Annotated in this window: 9 protein-coding genes; 4 read left to right on the top strand and 5 right to left on the bottom strand. The window is 37.7% G+C overall.

From position 1 onward, the window contains the following. Positions 1 to 19 precede the first annotated feature (19 nt). Positions 20 to 4,639, bottom strand: coding sequence for a hypothetical protein (locus ABMA70_RS00240; RefSeq protein WP_392992219.1), 4,620 nt, complete (start codon positions 4,637 to 4,639; stop codon positions 20 to 22). Positions 4,640 to 4,829: 190 nt separating this feature from the next. Next, positions 4,830 to 7,691 carry a tail fiber domain-containing protein gene (locus ABMA70_RS00235; RefSeq protein ID WP_392992221.1) on the bottom strand — a complete coding sequence of 954 codons (2,862 nt, stop codon included), beginning with the start codon at positions 7,689 to 7,691 and terminating at the stop codon, positions 4,830 to 4,832. A gap of 147 nt (positions 7,692 to 7,838) precedes the next feature. Between ABMA70_RS00235 and ABMA70_RS00230 the strand changes: the two genes are divergently transcribed. Beyond that, complete coding sequence (locus ABMA70_RS00230) at positions 7,839 to 8,792, top strand: hypothetical protein (protein ID WP_103216993.1); 954 nt, start codon at positions 7,839 to 7,841, stop codon at positions 8,790 to 8,792. Here ABMA70_RS00230 and ABMA70_RS00225 read toward each other — a convergent pair. The 3 genes from ABMA70_RS00225 to ABMA70_RS00215 all read right to left on the bottom strand — a co-directional run bounded on the left by ABMA70_RS00225 (position 8,789) and on the right by ABMA70_RS00215 (position 10,336). Beyond that, positions 8,789 to 8,941, bottom strand: coding sequence for a hypothetical protein (locus ABMA70_RS00225; protein WP_392992223.1), 153 nt, complete (start codon positions 8,939 to 8,941; stop codon positions 8,789 to 8,791). The two genes, ABMA70_RS00230 and ABMA70_RS00225, sit on opposite strands and share 4 nt — an antisense overlap. 147 nt (positions 8,942 to 9,088) lie before the next feature. Continuing rightward, positions 9,089 to 9,775 carry an FKBP-type peptidyl-prolyl cis-trans isomerase gene (locus tag ABMA70_RS00220; protein WP_103216992.1) on the bottom strand — a complete coding sequence of 229 codons (687 nt, stop codon included), beginning with the start codon at positions 9,773 to 9,775 and terminating at the stop codon, positions 9,089 to 9,091. Positions 9,776 to 9,865: 90 nt separating this feature from the next. Then, entirely contained in the window at positions 9,866 to 10,336 is a 471-nt protein-coding gene (locus ABMA70_RS00215) for a ribonuclease H (RefSeq protein WP_103217557.1), read from the bottom strand. Positions 10,337 to 10,581: 245 nt separating this feature from the next. Between ABMA70_RS00215 and ABMA70_RS00210 the strand changes: the two genes are divergently transcribed. The 3 genes from ABMA70_RS00210 to ABMA70_RS00200 all read left to right on the top strand — a co-directional run bounded on the left by ABMA70_RS00210 (position 10,582) and on the right by ABMA70_RS00200 (position 17,988). Beyond that, entirely contained in the window at positions 10,582 to 11,262 is a 681-nt protein-coding gene (locus ABMA70_RS00210) for a M14 family murein peptide amidase A (protein WP_103216991.1), read from the top strand. A gap of 390 nt (positions 11,263 to 11,652) precedes the next feature. Next, entirely contained in the window at positions 11,653 to 12,492 is an 840-nt protein-coding gene (locus tag ABMA70_RS00205) for a hypothetical protein (RefSeq protein ID WP_392992225.1), read from the top strand. A 36-nt stretch (positions 12,493 to 12,528) separates the two neighbouring features. Next, positions 12,529 to 17,988 (top strand): zinc-dependent metalloprotease, encoded by a 5,460-nt coding sequence (locus tag ABMA70_RS00200; protein WP_392992227.1) that lies wholly within the window; start codon positions 12,529 to 12,531, stop codon positions 17,986 to 17,988. Positions 17,989 to 18,254 lie beyond the last annotated feature (266 nt).

Below are 18,254 nucleotides of genomic sequence, written 5' to 3'. Positions count from 1 at the left end.
ATTTAGAAGTGGGTACCAATTAGTCATACTGATTTGGATCAAGTTCGATAACACAACGCAGACCAATTCGACTACTTGCCTCAGTATCTGGAAGAAACTCAAATGCGTACACACCAGCACCCGAAAGACTTGAATAATCACCACCACTTGCCATACTTCCGTTAACTCCACCAGTATTGTCAAAGATTCTAAAGATCTCATCATCGTGAAGTTGTGAGTTAGTGATACCAGCAGTCGATCCGATTCTTAGAGTATAATCATTAATAACACTTCCTGGCATAGCATCTTCAGTAGCTTTTGCTGCATTTGAAATAGGAATACCGAAAACATAGTTAAAATATCTTGCACTATAATCAGAAACATTTTCAAATAAATGACTTTCAAGCTCTAGGTCACAATCATTGTCGCCATCAGAGTCATTACATGGCCCAATGAGTGAATCCATCAGATAATCACCTGTCCCACCATAGATATCAGCTTTAGTTGAAACAATTGAAGCAAAAGAATAAATATTAGCATTGAAGCTATAGGCCGTATTAGAAATCTCAGAAACGTTTCCTACAGCATCTTGAACACCAAAGGCAGATGTACAATCTTGCGTGAATACAGAACCTGTATGCAAAGAGCGAATTCCTGAAGAATTTGTTCCAGGGATTGTATGAATATCTGATGAGCTTAAGTTATCAATATCCATGAACGAAGACTCAAGCCCACTTGCTAATGAAGCATTACACTTACTTGAAGAATTAAGCGCAAGTCCTCTTTCCACAACTTCAACATTAGCATCAGAAGTCGCTCTAACATCCCATGCACTATAAGCAATTTGCTCATCACGAGTTGGCAGCTTATAAGTAGTAGCAGCACCATAACCAACGATCGTTGGAGCGCCAGTTAGTGTTGTACATGCATTAACAGCACTAGAGTTAGTAATATTAGTTAATGGTGGCAAGAACGACTGGAATGCAACAGCAGAGTCTAAAGTCTGAGTTGAAAAGTTTTGCCAAGTTCCGTTTTTAACATAACAAGTACCAGTTGATCTTTCATAGAAGATTGAACCATCAGGGCCATCATAGGCTCCAAGATTTTGGGCCACACACTGTCCATCTGTTGTATCACAGCTTGTTTTTGAATAAGGGCATCCCATTTCAAAACGAGGTACAAGTAAGTCCTTACCAAAGTCATAGACAGAGCCAATCGTTCCAAGAGCTGAGGCAGTATCACCAAAGCCTTTATATTCACATACATAGTTACTATCGATAAACGAATCAGAATGCATCATCTCACACGCCTTCTTATTAACCATCCAGCGATGTACAAATGCAAAGTTTTCTTGAGGTGCAACCACAGTTAGTTTTGCAACATTATTATTAGTTGTAATCTCTAGAGATTCATTATCCCCTAGCTGATTAGTGTAGCTAAGAACTGGTCTAACTTCATAAACATAAGTGTGGTTTGGAACAGGAGCTAAACGCGAGTTCTCACCGTTATCAACATATGTATTTGACGAAGTAATAAGTTCTCTATTTAGTGGATTGCTATAATTAAACGTATAAAGAGGGCCGGCCTTCTTACGATATACATTGTAGCCTTGAATTGCTCCAGAAGTACCGACAGTGAAATTCTCCCATTCAAGGTTCACTCTAGAAGTACCATGATAAGGAATCCAATTTGATCCATCTGAATAAAAACAATCCTGACCAGTAGTTGCCTGATAAGCAGTATTAAATAAGAATTTTCCGTTATTATCACTTGCAAGTAATGTCTCAGTTTGAGAATTGAAAACAACACTTACAGAGCTAGCATCACCTGAATCATATGTTACATCACCAATACAACTTGCACTTCCAAGATCATCACAAGTTGTTGTCGTATCTTCTAAAAGTCCATCAGTTGTGTAGTCGCGATTAACCTCTGAGATATTACATGCAACAGACTTATTAATTAGTACCCAATCACTTGAAGTCGTTCCAGTTGAATAATAACAAAGATTTCCTGCCGTACGGTAAATAGCACCAGCAGAATCAGGTTTTACATTTGATGTGTTTGGAGCAACCGTTCCATAACACTCTTTTCCACCGTCACACTTAGTAAGAGAATGTGAACAAGTAAAGTTTGATTCAACACGAATTCCAAAATGGTTAACCTTTGTACCAAGGGCCTTTACATCTGCCCAACCATGATGAGCAACTGTCTGCGGCTCAACTCTAACTTTGAAAGAAACAGAAGTTCTCGGTGATCCAGTTCCATTATCCACAAGATCAAATGAAATCGTTGTCTCACCAAATTGAGATGCCGTTGGGATCATTTTTATTCTTAGAGTTTCATTAATAGAAATTCCATTATCAATTACACCACTTGCCATAGCACCATTTACAGCAGCAAGATCTCCGGCTTCACTATATTCACCATCTAGATCAGTATCTTTTAAAAACTGAATATTCATTGGCTGAATCAGTACATTATTAGTTGAAACAACATTTTCTATCGTTACTGTTTGAGAAGCTTCATTGATACTTCCACCTTCACTAATAATAACATTATCAATAATAATATCTTCTTTTTCACCAACGATAACATCACTCATGTAACTAGCGTTTTGAGTACCGTTATTAGAGGCCACTGACCACTCGTCTGTATCAATTGATTCATAACATAGGCCGTTTGTGCGATCAAAATAAATGACAGGGTCATTACTTACGTGTGATGTAGGATTGAAGCTAGGTGCTCCATTTCCAATACAGTTATTTACACCACACTCGGTACGTCCAGCGCGGCGATTATATACAGAATAATTACAAATAACAGGTGCATCAGATGTTTCAAGAACAACAACATCAAGTGTTTGAACAACAGACTCCGCATTACTTGAATCTCTTACAACAAATTGGAAATCATCAGGTGTACCTAGCGTATTAGCGCTATTACCATTGAGGGTTTCGTATAAACATGTAATTGCACCACCTGAAGAAATTGCACAATCCTTAATTGTCCCCTCTGTTCCTGAGACAGAGCTTTGTCCGGCCATCGTATTAATACGACTTCCGCTACCATCGATAAAATAAACAGTAAGAGTCGATGTTGTATTATCGACATCAGAAACACTACCTAATGAAATCGTTTCACTTACGCTATTCCAATCAGAAGACTCATTCATTGTATGCGTAAATGGCCCACCTGCAACAACTGGCGGATCATTCTTAGCATTGATAACAACATTGATATAACCTGTTGTATGAAAATCTGCCATACTCGTTAAAGGTAATGGTGAGTCAGAAATTTGATATTCTACTGTATAGACACCATTAGCATCTCCATCGAAGAAGAGATTACAATAAGTGGCATCATCAACACTATTAGCATGAAAATTATCTCCAGGAGCACCTGTACATGAACCTTGGATATCTGAATAATTTGTTAAATTTTTAAATTTATAACGGAGATCTGAACTTGGAAATCCCATATAAGAATCATCTGATGCAGTTGGAAAGTAAAAACCAACGGCAGTTTGGGCACCTGGCGTTCCTGTGCTATCTTCATCCACTGTAACAGTGATAATATTAGCAGCAACAGGCTCATCATCGACTTCAACAATTCTTGCAGAAGCAACACCAGTATTAGAGTACTTTCCATTTGCATAGATTTGATACTCAACCATGGCCTCTGAAGAAGCATTAAAGTAATCAGTATTTGCTCTAAAGGCTAAAGTACACTTACCTAGCGAACAGTTACATGAAATTGATGAGTTTTGGACACTTGCATGAATTGAGTTAGCACTACAGAAAGTTGCAAAGTCTCCATCATAATCAAAATATCCAGAAACTGGAATTTCGTTTACTTCACTATCAAAAACAAAAGTAATTAAGTCATCTTCGCTTACTGTCGCAGACCTTGTTGCAGCAACACTTGGTGATTGATCAACATTTGTCACATCAACATATAATCTAGAAACGGCACTATCACCATCATCATCACTGATATAGAAATCAATATATGATGAACCATTAATATGGCGTGATGGTTCAATATCCATTGAACAAGTACCACTAATACATTCACAAGTAGCACCTAACATTTTTATTCCAGGAGTTGGACTCTCTGTTGTGTTAGGCCCAGTAATTGAGGCCACGATAATTGGGTTAATCAATGAACTAGAATTTATAGCATTCGTAATTTGAAGTGAAGTTGAAAATCCAGAATCAATTTGTACTGTGATTGTATTTGTTGCAATTGAAACAAGTTCTGATCCTGCAATAACAGAAGGATTATCCACAAGTTCAATATATAGATCAGCATAGTTAATTGCATTTTGCCAAGTATTAACTCTTTCAAAAGTCATTGATCCAATTGTAATCGATTGATTAAGGCCTGAAGAGCTATTGACGATCGTACATGAAGTTGGGATTCCCCCATTTTGATCAGTAAAAGAAATTGGAAAACTTGTCTTAAGCGCATCTTCCATCATAGAGACTGAAGTTGTCGTGATAACTGGAGCTTTGGGAGATACATCTAGAACACAACTTCTTGTGATCTCATCGAAATAGTGTCCATCATCACAGCTTGCCTGCTTCAAAGAATTCATCTGCGGTGTACAACCGATGAAAGCACTTAAAAATATTGTAAATAAAAGTAAACGATTCATTATCTTTCCCAAGTATCCCAATAACTTATCGCCAAAATATTTCTTAACTTTAAATAAAGACAAACAAACACTTATGTTATTTCAATATTATAGAAGATAGCTGATCCCGCCTCTATATTTATGTAATTATGGATACTTAGATATGCACTAAAGAATGAAAACGCCTTAAATAACTGACAGGCGCTCTCTTCTATTTGCAAAATTTGAAACTTTGATTAAGCGAGCAAAGTGCTTGCCTCATTTCTTCATTTTCTTCTTTAAGCTTATTATTTTCTTCTTTTAGTGTAGCTATCTCACGAGTATTTGTTGCCAACTGAACTTCAACACCTTCACTCATAAGCTTATACATGGAAATATTCTTATCTAGCTCTTTTACAGCTTCAATAAGTGGCGACACTAAGACTGCATAATCCACAGATAGCCATCCATCTGCATTCTCAATGACGGCCGTTGGAAATTGCGCTTGAACATCTTGAGCGATTACACCGATTGAGTGCATTCCAGGAGAAAGTGATTTTTCATTCCAATCAAATTCAACCCCCTTTAGTGCCTTAATCTTATCAAGTGCATTTTCAATTTCGACAACATTATCTTTTAATCTTTCATCTGATGTACAGTTCGTGGCACCGGCACCACCTCCAAGCGTACAGTCTGTTGCACCTTGAACTCTTAGATTGCCCACGACATGAAATTGCTCTGAAGGTGTCGTTGTTCCAACTCCAACACGCCCTGCTGCCGTAACAGTCATACGATCAGTATTTGCTGTAGTGATTGTAACAGGAAGGCTTGAGCCAACTGCTCCTGCTGAGTTCATATTTCCAAGCTTTATACCAGTTCCATTATCTACAAGAACTTCAAAATTATTAAGCGTTCCACCTTTAAAAACAACATTATCAATTCCACCTTGAGAAATAATCTTTTGTGCTGAAGTAACTTGACCAAAGAATGCTGAACTTGTCGTTGCATCACCTGCAATCGTATTAACAGAAATATTTCCAAAATCCACATTACCAGTGACAGTAATATCACTGTCAAAAGTAGCGGCACCCGTAACCTGTAGAGCTCCATTTACAACAGCATTTCCATTATTTGTAAGTACGCCTGTATTTACAAGGCCACCTGTTGAAGTAATTCCATTTCCTTGAATTGTCCCACTTGCTGTTAAATTTGTTGTTGATAAATTTCCGGTATGAGAAAGTGTTCCAGAAACAACAGTACTACTTAACTGAGAAATACCTGTAACATTCAGATTGCCTGCAAGTTGAGTACTTCCACCAACAACCATCTGGTAACCCGATGTATTGGAAACGGCAGAACTACCAACTAATAGCCTTCCATTATTTGTCAGTCTCATATTTTCTTGTTGAGTATTAGAAGTATTTGCAGTTGTATAGAAATTCAATTCAGTACCAAGATTTGTCGCACTAAAATTTTCTGTCGCAGTTGAGCGAATGCTTGCAGTATTAACTATTCCACTACCAGTATCTCCACCAAAGTTTAAGAGACCTAGAACATCGTTAGTTGTTGTCATCGAAGGTGCAGTGATTAGACCTTGTGAACTTGCAAGATTAATTGATGACTGATTTCCACCATAAGAATAGAATTGTCCACTCGCATCTCCAGAGTCACTACGAACATCAATTTGAGCTGTCGCATTGAATGTTCCAAGATTTGATGTGTGCCCAAATGAAAGAAAACCATTTGCATCGTAGAGAGCAAAATCTGAAGATTCAGATTGAAATGCAATATCACCAGGTCCAGAACTACCGGCCGTTATTGTCGTCGTTCCAGAATTAGTCATATTGATAGCATTAATATTTGTAATCCCAGAACCGTCCCCTACAAATGCAGCAGCTGTAACAGTCGATGAAACATTAAAGTTTCCATTTATTCCCGAGTTACCATAAACGTAGAACAGATATAGTGGATTAGGAATACCACCAACAGAAGTTCTCCCTGAAGAGTCGATATAGAATTCAGCAGAATTCCAAAAAGATGAAGTTAAACTATCTCCGTCTCCATCAACATCGATAAAGAAGTAATTCATCCCACCGACATTAGTGTTACTTCCGTATACTCCCATCGTGGCATTATGCTCTTGTCTTAAACCAAATGATAATGCCCTTGCCCAACTAGATCCTAAACCAGAACTAACATTTCCACCAACATGCAGTAGAATACTTTCTTCAGCAGTAGTAGGGCCTGCAATATTTCCACTTACAGTTAATTTTGAAGGGCCTTCATAAGGATCATCAGAAATTGTAACTTTTCCACCTGAACCTACTCGTCTAATATGTGAACCACTAATATCCCAAGGGCCAGCATAACTACCATTACTTAATTGCAGATCCCACTTATTAGTCGATTCATTAAAGCGAATGATGTCCCCTGCAGTGAAGGTTTCAATATTTCCATCACCATTTAGATCACCGACAACTGGTGCTGCATCATTAACAACATAGAAGTCACCATTATTAACTCCTGCTACAGAAGGTGGTGTAACTCCTCCTCCAGCATCAAGAATTAATCGACCTAAGTAGTTTGAGCCACCAAGGTAATCAACAGCAACCCAAGCTGATCCATTATACTGTAGAACTTGTCCTGCACTAGATGCACCAAGAGAACTCAATTTCGAATTCGTAATTGCTCCATCTTGAATTTTACTTGTAGAAATCGAACTATTTTGGACATCAAAACTTACAGATGTCACTGTTTGTCCAAAGGCATCTGTAACAATAAGGTCATAAATAAAGCCACCAACGATCTTTAAACCATTAGGTACTCCTAACCTCACCATATTTGCTGACTTTGATAAAATATTTAAATTAATAACTTGTGGGCCATTCTTTGTTTTAACAGCACTTATTGTTGAAAGGTTTGTCCCATTAAGAATCAATTGATTTGAAGAAACTTCAATAAGTGTAATCTGATGTCTTTTAGTAATATCAGAAGTGTCTGATGAATCAACGTTATTGCGAGCGGTATTACTCACCGGCTTACACGCGACAAAAAGTACAACGAAGAGAATGTAAAATGCATTATTAAGTTTCATATCCATAAATCCCTAATTTCATATCGGAGATTAATAAATAAAGTTAAACTATTAATATTACTATACCAAAGCACTTGGTTATCAATTGCAAATAAGGAGTATTTGCCAATGATTTCTTAAACTTGTCATTGGTTATAAAATACTTATATGAATAGCGTTCAAAGATTTTTGCAAACTCTTTTAGTCACAATTACATTTCTATCATTGGCCACAGCGTCCTTTGCCGAAAAGTATGACCTCAATACAAACCTAATTGTTATTCAAAATATTGCTAATGATGGAATGTCTTTTGTTATTCGAAAAGGACGAGTTGATAATATTGTAAAGGGACAAGTCTCTCTATTTTCTTCGAAGAAGATTTCTTTTACGGCCCGTGCTATCTCCATAACGAAAGAATACTCTCAGTGGATTGTGACTGATAATAATATGCGCGTGCCTTTTGAAAAAGGTCAAATTGTTACAGTTAACTACTCTCCTGAGCGAGTATGGTTAGAAATCCCTAAAATTCTTGGAGATGCAAAATACAAACAGATGCTAGCAGAAGAAGAGATGTCTCTTAGAGAAAAACAATTTCAACGCTATGATAATCGATTTGAATTTTTCTACGGGAAGAATCAAGGCTTAAGTGAATCGACAAGTTCTAGTATTAATAATGATGGAACGAGAACTGGTGACACGTTTCAATTTAACTACGCCATCCCTATTAATCAAACTTTTCAAACAATCATAGGATTTCGCTACGATCTAGATCTTCTGACACTTCTAAATCCAAATGTTGAGCAGGAAACCAAAAGAATGATGGGGACAGCGGCCTTAAAAATTTCATTTAATAATAGTTGGAGTTATCGCTTCAGCTACTTTATTTCACTAGGCGCAGGCTTTGGCCGTTCTGAAACGAGTATCCAAGATACAGTTAGAGTTGGAAGCGCAATGCTTCTTCCATCAGTCAGCTTAGGTCTTGAGTATAAGGTTTCAACTTCTCAATCACTTATTTTCAAAGCTAATTTTGATGCTATCCAAACTGATGAAGAATTCGCAGATGGCTTCCAACAATCGACAGATCAAACAATGTTTGGCCTATCTGTTGGATATGCCTTTTAAGTATCACCTTCACCATCATGAGGAATTGAAGGCTTAATCAATATCCTAATAATATAAGCAAAGAATGATTCTTTCTCTCTTTTATGCTTAAAGAAAGAAGCTTCAGAGATAGGTTGTAACAATAAGGCAATCAGTAGAATTACTTTCATCTTTCCTCCCTAATTAGAAACAATACTAAAAGGAAAGCATAACGAAAATTGAATGTCATTTGATGTGAAAAAAAATAGGCCTTCATTAAGATAACTTAAGAAGGCCTATACTTTATCGACTTTTTATTTGATTAATTCGATTAAGAATTATTTCTTTGCAGCTGGAAGAACTTCGATTAGTTCAACTTCGAAAGTAAGTGTTGCACCACCAGGAATTGATGGAGGAGCACCTTGATCACCATAAGCAAGCTCAGATGGAATTACTAGCTTAATTTTTCCACCTTCACCAATAAGTTGCATCCCTTCAGTCCAACCTTTAATAACTCTGTTAAGAGGGAATTCGATTGGCTTATTTCTCTTATAAGAAGAATCAAACTCAGTTCCATCTCTTAGAGTACCTTTGTAATGAACTTTTACAGTATCTGTTTCAGTTGGCTTCTTTGCAGAACCAGCTTCAATGATCTTGTAAGCTAAACCAGATTCAGTCTTCTTAGCACCTTCTTTAGCAACAAATTCTTCTAGGAATTTTGCACCTGCATCTTTTTCTGTTTTAGATACTTCGCTCATTCTTTGGTTTACGATATCTCTAAATTTAAATGCAAATTGTCTTGTATCAATATCAGTTGCATCTTTAGTCATACCGTCACGAACACCTTGAACAAGGTTATTCATTTCTCTTTCAGTAAGTTTGAAATCCTTAAATCTCTTTCCGTAAACATGTCCAACTGAATAGAAGATTTTATCATTTTCAGTCTCAGGCTTTACTTCCTCTTTCTTACCACATGAAACAAATAGTAATGGCGCGATTGCCATTGTTGCTAGTAGTTTCTTCATTTAACATCCTTTGTCTAAATTTATTGAAGTCTTTTTACTAATTAATATTTATATAAATAGATTAAAGTGCTTTGGTCTGCTTTTCAAGCCTTAAATATTTTCATCCATTGCCTTATTGGCCAACATATCGCAGTGCTCATTTTGCGGATGACCACTATGTCCTTTTACCCAACGAAACTGAAGATTAGAAAAACGTCCTGCCACTTCATCAAAACTTTGCCACAGCTCAATATTTTCTGGAGTCTTCTTGTCGGCTTTTTTCCAACCACGTGCCTTCCAACCAGGAACCCATTTCGTAATTCCATCAACAACATATTTCGAATCACTATAAAGGAAAGCGGCATGTCCATGATCTAGCCCCATCTCTTCCAATTCATTCTCTAGTGACTTCAATGATTCAATGGCACCAGTAAGCTCCATTCGATTGTTAGTTGTCTGATACTCAAAGCCAGAGCTTTCAAAGAAAACGACACCATCTGGATTTTGTCCCATTGCCCCCCACGCTCCAGGTCCAGGGTTCCCACGACATCCACCGTCACTATAGACAGTATAGGCTCCCATGGCCTCCATTGGTATACTGAAGTGTCCATTGCCACTTGCAACGCCATTATCGACATCCTCAAGGAGCTCGACGCTTTCACGAAGCTGAGCAATTGCATCATGATCATCTTGTGTATCAAGTACGCTTTCTAAATATTCTAAAGTTTTTAGTATGTTTTTCTTTTTCATTACTTAAGTATTCCTTTTTAAAGTCATAAGTATAAAACTTCATTTACAAAAAAGGAAACTTCCACCACAATTTCTTTATGGAATTTATTAAACTAGAGTCTGGAAAAACAGTTAACAACCTTGAAATCGAAGCTTTTAAAAATAAAGTTGATTCACCTCGCTATATCTATCTGATGGCAGGAGTTCATGGAGATGAAATCGAGGGAGTTCACTGCCTAAAAGAAATCTTTTCATGGCTTAAGACTGAAGTTGAAACAGATCTACCTCTAGTCGTTATTCCTATCGTCAATAAAGATGGTGTTAATGCAGGAACCCGCGTTAATGCTAATGGAGTTGATCTTAATCGAAACTTACCTACTCAAAGCTGGGAAAGTGAATTCGAAGAAGATAAGTACAATCCAGGAAGTGCTCCATTAAGTGAGCCTGAAAACCAATTCCTAAATAAGCTCTTTATTGAGTATCCACCGGCCTTTATTTTATCAATTCACTCATGGAAACCAATTGTAAATTACAATGGTGACTGTAAGGATGTTGCGCAGCTTTTGGCCAAACACAATAATTATCCAATTGCAGATGATATCGGCTACCCAACTCCTGGCTCACTCGGAACTTACGGAAGTGTTGAGCTTGGAGCACCTGTACTTACATTTGAATGCCCAACAGTAGACACTGGTGTAACTGTTGAAGAAGTGTGGCAAGAAAATGAAGTCGGATTCAAAGAAATGATCACATCAGGAATTCTGAAACGATTCCTCTAAAGGTTAATTTACTCTTCTTAAACAAAATTAACTTATCTTCGATAGCGCTAAATCCGTTAATAAGGCATATTCAAAATGAGAGTGCTGCATCGCGGCGCCCATGTTTATATTTTGGTATAAATATCATTTAGGCCCCAATATCCCTCATAATCCCTCTCTCTTTTGGGCCTAGGTGTAATCGGAGGCCGTCCCACGGCCTCCCTTTATACTTCCCTCAAAAATCGTCAACTCACTAAACAACCCTGTAGATTTTCCAAAGTCAGCGTCTTCGTACTCCTATTGTTATATATTTACTTCAAATGCGAACTCGTCCGAAGATGAACAAATGGCATACCGTTTGCATCAAGTATTGAACGAATTTCATTTTCAGGAACGAAAAAAGGAGACAGAGTGACACCATTTAAGTGTATCTCATTAATTTTACTTGCGCTTACAACAACATCTGTTGTTGCCCAAAGTAGCACTAGTAATATCCAGGGTGTCAAAAAAGCACCAGGTGCGACTAGAAATTGGTCAGCTAGAGTTGATACGACAGTTTCAAGAGATTTATTAAAGACATCTGAGGCAGGCCACTATAGTGGAATGTATAACTCATTTCGTTTCAATATTATTACAGATAAAGGTAGTTTCGCCGCTAAAACAACAGTATCAAAAGACTTTGTTGATGAGCGAAAAAGTAGAATCAGCGATACGTCAGTATCCTTTACTAGAAAGGCTTCTCAGCCATTTGATGGTGTTGTTTCATTTGGTACGGCATCGTTAAAACTTCCAACAAGTAAGGTATCTAGAAAATATTCTAAGCTTCAAGCAGGAATTAGCTTAAGTGAAGGCCTATCAATAGCCGATAGTGTTATTGGGATTAAGGACCTATCTGCATTAGTTATTCTTGGTGCATCCAAGAACTTCCATGAGTATGAAACAACAATGACTGGAAGCTCAAATACTTCATATAGTCTTTCATCAGTTGCATATCTGACATACAGCGTGTCGGATGCGCTATACCTATCACTTGGAGGAACGTATATGAAGGGTTGGACATACCAGAATAATACTAAAGATGCTTATTCGTTCTCACAGGCCATTGGCTATAGCTTTGGCCCTAAATACAACCTAGAGGTAGGTCATGAATTTGGAGGAACTCCCCTATCACCTGATGGGAAAAAGGTTGTGATCGACCTATTTGATGAAAGAGATTCATCAGTTTATGCATCACTAACAATAAAAATATAGAACACACATAACGAAGACAAAGAGAAAGAAGAACAAATGACAAAAAGAACAAAGGTAGAAGAAAAAATGAAAATCAAAAATGAAAACAAGTTTGGAATGCTCAGAGGCCTTACACATGCTTTCGCATTGGCAGCGATCCTTTCAAGTTGTGCAAAGACTCTTCCGGACAAAGAGCCTGATTTTGCACAAGAAAGTTACCGTACTAAGAACTCTGTTACTTCAGCTAAGCTAGTTATTGAATCAAAAGCAGTTGCGACTCAAGAAGAGCTTTCTAAAAACAGAATTTCAACAGACCTAATCGACACAAGTGTTGGAAGTGAAGCAAAGACTCTTTACTCAACTCAAATCGTTAGTTCTAATGATAAGACTTATAATGTTCTTGTAAAAGATCTTCTTATTTTCGCAGAAAAAGAAGGTCAGAAATTTGAGATTACATTTGATCTTACAACAAACTACCTAGTAGCGTATATTGCTCCAGTAAATGCTAGTGCACAAACTCTTAGCGCTTCTAATAAAATCATTCGCGATGTTCTTCCAGTTAAAGCTTCAAAGCTTGATCGTATTCCATTATTTCAATACGGTGTTGATTTCTACCAAAGAGAAAATGTAAAGAATGATCTTGATGAGAAAACAAGACATATCAGATATGTTGAGAAGGACCGTTCGGAATCAACTCACTATAAAGTTGACTACCTAATCGAAAACAGAACTTACACAGGTGTTTTCGGAATGGATCAAAAAGAAATCGCGACAATCTACCGTCGTGACAAGGTTGAAAATAACCTATTCACAGTAGGACAACTTGAAGACCGAATCCTTAATAACGAAAATGCTTTCACAACGTCTAAGCATGATGGTCATGTTTTTGAAAACAAGGATCTAATCAAGGTTATTCTTGATGACAATGAAAGCAAAGCTTACTTTGCTCGTGTTATCAAGAAAGAAGACCTAACTGATAACGAAGAAAAATTAGTTCGTGCAGAAAGATTTAACTTACTATTTTCTAGATGTGACGCTGATACAGCAAAGAGAGCTAGAATCGCTCTTGATAACTGTTTCCTACGTTCAGAAATTTCTGAAAAAATTAAGTACGTTAAATTCAAGTACGATATCGATGATAATGATGAGATCCTAGCTGAGACGAAAATCTCTTCTAGTACAGTTGCTGAAGATGCAAAATTCATTCAACTAGAAAAAGACTCTCAACCAGAAGAGATTTACCCAACTGAGATCAGAGAAGAGCTATCGACAGCTTGGCTAAAACTTGAAAAATTTAAGAATCAAGAATTCACTTTTAGAAGAGTATTAGAAGACTCTCCAAATATCTTTAACTACAGTTTTGCAGGTTCTAAAGCGACTTTCCACGTTGAAATCGTTAAGTTCCACTTTGAGCCAGATCGTGTTCTAGTAAAAAGATCAAGACCACTACTTGATAAGACAGGATCAACTGATCTTGACACTGAACCATTACTAGCTTTTGAAGCAGAATACTTCCGTGAAAGTAAGAATGACAAAGGTGGAATCGTTTACGTTCCAGCAAGTCACAATGATGAGAGAGCAATTGCAGTAGTTAATCTTGGAAACGATCAAATTGGTGATGTTCTTACGTCACTAGACCCTTACCTAATGAGCGTTTGTGGTGGAGGTAAGGCCCATGGTCTTACAGAAGTAAGTGACATCGTACAAGTAGTTGACGGAAGAGATGAATTCCTTAACTTCTCTACTCAATCAACTTATAAGAAAGGAAACTTCTTTAACTGTGCTGACTTCGGTGGAGATTACTGGGGACAACAGAATGAAACAATGACTTTCAAAGAAAGAACTACTTTCATGAAGTATAATCAAGAGTTCGAAGAACCAGAGCAAAACCTTTCTTACGAAGTACAAAAGAAGTTTAACTTTGGTCTATTCACTGGTTCTAAGCTAGTACCAAAAGGATACACTGAGCAAACTCGTGACTTTGATACAACGGTAGATCTACCAATGGTATTTGATATCAGAAATGGTAAAAATATCGAGTACGTACTTACAGGTATTCCATCAAATAAATATGATAAAGATGGGAAGCTAATTAGAAAACTGACTCAAACAGAACTTGATTTAAGAAATAAGATTATCGTTTCTTCTCAAAAAGTTGTTGATGATATCAACCTAGGCTTCAAGCGTGCTTTCAAAGGTACACAATATGAAGGACGTGGTGATATTATCACTCTTAAAATAGAAAAAGATGATTCAATTCCAGCAGGAACGAAGAATCTTTCTCTTACTCACAATCTTGATGGTGAGTCACGTTCAGTAAATATCGAGGTAGTAGAAAAAACTCACCTTGGTGATCTACAACGTAACCACATCTACTGGGTAGAAAAAGCAACTTCAAGTTCAATCATTGGACTTGGTGGACCGTCATTTAACCCAAGAAATGGTGTTGTTGAATCAGCTTCTGTTTACCTATACGGTGGTAACATGAAGTCTTCAATTAACTGGATGGTTGATAAGGCCATCGCAGAGAAGAACTTTATTAAGAATATTACTCCAACTAAAGAGCTTAAAAACCTTGCTGATGAGCTTAATAAGAAAGCTATTGAAGATGCTCTAGCTGAGCACAAGGCAAAGACTCAAGCGGCAGGACAAAATACACAAGTTGCTGACTCTGATGAAGTTGAAGTTGAAATTGAAGGTGAAACAGTATCTCAAAGCACAAAGAAAGCTGAGATGAAATCTCACCGTCATGGTGTTGCTCATACTAACTTAAAGAGCAGCCTACTTAACACAATTAAGCGTCCAAATATCGCTTCACAGATGGGGAAAATCAAAGATGCTCACCGTCTAATGAAGAACGACTTTAGAGCTAGCTCATTTGATAAAGATGAAGTTCTTTCTAACTTCACAAGAGCTAACCAAAAAGAAGCAAAAGCAGTACATGCTGCTTGGCAAGCAATTGCTAATAAAGATGATGTTGCACTACAAGCTGCGATTCATGGTGACAACTCAATTGAGGCCCTTCAAGCGAAGATCAAGCACTCAATGGAGTACGATGCAAAAGGTAATAAAAACCCAATTTGTAACCACGAAACAGCTGAGTTTGCTCTAAGTAATCTTGCTAAGAACTACGATGTTCTAAAGATGGCACAAACTGACGAAGGTAAGAACGATATCCTAATTGATATTTGGATGCCGACTCTTGCTCACGAAATTGGACACAACCTTGGTCTACGTCACAACTTCGTTGGATCATTTGATAAGAAGAACTGGGTATTCCCAGGAGAAAAAGAAACTAAGAGAACTTCATCTTCTGTTATGGATTATACAATTGATGACCACGCTACTTACGATGGTCTAGCTCCATACGATGTATACGCACTACGTGCAGCTTATACAGGGATGGTTGAACTTGAAGGTTACACAAACTCAAGAAAGAAATCTGTAGAGATCAACGGTGTTGACGTTAAGGTATCTTCTGTAGAGTCTGAATTCGAACCAGGTCTATACTATCACCTAGTAAGAATTAAAGATGTTGTTGATGCACTAGTTGGAGAAAACGGAAACCCATCAAATATCTCTAAGCATAGACTTATGGCGGAAGCTGGTCTTAAGAGAATTAGATTCTGTTCAGATGAGGACGCTGGAAACTCTCCTCAGTGTAACAGACACGACTTTGGTTCATCTTTTGAAGAAATCGTAGATTACCAAATTGCTGACTACCGTCAGATGTATGAGTATATCTACTTCCCAGGTAAGCGTAAGGAATTCTACGGTGGAGCAGCATTTGGTTGGCTAATGGACAAGTTCTACAAGCTAAGAATGATGAATGAAGAGGTATTCTACCACCTAATTTATACTCCAGAGTTGTACTCTCAAGCAGATCAAGCAACTCATGATGCAACAACTAACGACCTAGTTAATGGTGTAATTAAATCACTATTCTTCCTACAGTCGGTAGTTGCAACTCCAGATATCACTCCAGGTGCTGGACTTGATACTGAAGCACAAAGAAACAAGAGATTTGTTTCGACTCTTGTACCATCTCAAACTGAAGTAACAGCTGAAGATGGAACAGTTCTACAAGTAGCAACGCAAAAACCAATGGTTGTTGAAACTAAGTGGAATGAGGCAATCTCACTAGATAGTGATTCATACAGAGCTAAAAACCGTGGTGTTGAATATGATAAGGCTGCAGCTCTTGTAGCACTTACAGAGTCAGAGTCGTACTCTTATAAGTACCGTTCAAACTCTTTAAGAATTCCATACCAGTTACTAGAGCAGTACCTATTTGGAATTGATATTAAAGATTCAATTGTACAATCAACAATTGGAGAAGTTCTTTCTGGTCAAGTTACACCACTAGTATATGACCCAGAAACTGGACGTAATATCCCACTAACTAACGGAGCTTTTAAAGTTGAAGTTGGTGAAGTTGAAACTAACTATGCTGCTATCGGTGGTCTAGTTTACGGTAACATTGATACTTTTGAACAAACAGCTAACCCTGCTCGTGCATTTTGGGTAAACCACATTTCTCAAAACGACCTACTTACTGAGACTTTTGAGCACGAAGGGCAAACTTACCAAATCCCAGAGGATTATGTAGCAGAGAAAACTGATATCAGAAAAGCATATGTACCTTACGCACAAGATTCATATGTAGCTGGTAACGTTATTAAGAAAGCGAGTATGATGCAGTTAATCTCTCACGATGAGCGTTGGTCAACATTCTTTAAAGAATGGGAGCAGGCACAAATCGCAGGACTTCAACTTGCTCAAACTCCAGCGGCACAAGGTGCAACTGAAGATACAATGAAAGCTCAAAAGACAGAGCTTGATATGGCAGCAGCTCTTGGTGATGCAACAGCAATTAAATCAGAGATGGAGAAATACTTCGCTCAGATCAACGCTCTTCTTGCTTCACAAAATCAAAAAGAGATGATTGCAGGATTCCTTGCTCAAAGAGCACTTGTAAAACAAGCTGGTTCATACTTTGTATCAGCACAATTTACAACAATGATGAATGAGATTGGTCTTGAAGGTGTGTCACTTGAATACATTAACCAAGTACTTAGCCAGGCAATCGCTCCAATCGCTTTTGAAGCTGAAGCATGTCGTCTTTCTGAGCAATACTGTTCAACAGTTGATATGATTCAAATGGCAAAGACTGGAAACAAGGATACTTACTTAGACAATAAGATCACTAACCTTCTGAACAACTTTTCAATGCCTTCTGTGAACGAGCAAGGTCAAGTTGAGCTATTCGCACCAGTTATTACAAAGATCATCCAAGGTCTAAATAATAACGAGCAAATCAAGTTAGGAGATGTTTTCTTAAGAGATATCCAAGAAAACAGCTTCGCTCAGATTCAGCAAATGGATCAGCTAGTTGGTGAAGCGATGACGAAAATGAAAGTTACTAAAGATGTAGATAGCTTCTACGGAGATATGAAGAGAAACGTAAAACTTCTTGGATTATACTTCAGACTAATTAATCCGATGGAAGGAAAATAATCCGAACCATCTACCGATAAATTGTTCTTAAATTTGAAACCCGCCCTGTCCAGGCGGGTTTCTTTTTTTGGAGGCGTCATTTGCCACGATGGCAAAATGATGCCGAACAACCCAGAGGCGACCACGGCCTGCTTCGGCTCCTGCCTCTCGCAGGCATACAATTCTTCCTGAACATAAAGGGAGCCTTCGGGTAACCAACTTCAAAAACCACACTACTTACTCATTGAATTAAAGAATGTTATAATTTAAAACCACGATGGCAAAAT

Source organism: Halobacteriovorax sp. XZX-3, from assembly GCF_043196495.1.
Taxonomy (GTDB): Bacteria; Bdellovibrionota; Bacteriovoracia; order Bacteriovoracales; family Bacteriovoracaceae; genus Halobacteriovorax_A.
This window is presented reverse-complemented; position numbering and strand designations above follow the sequence as displayed.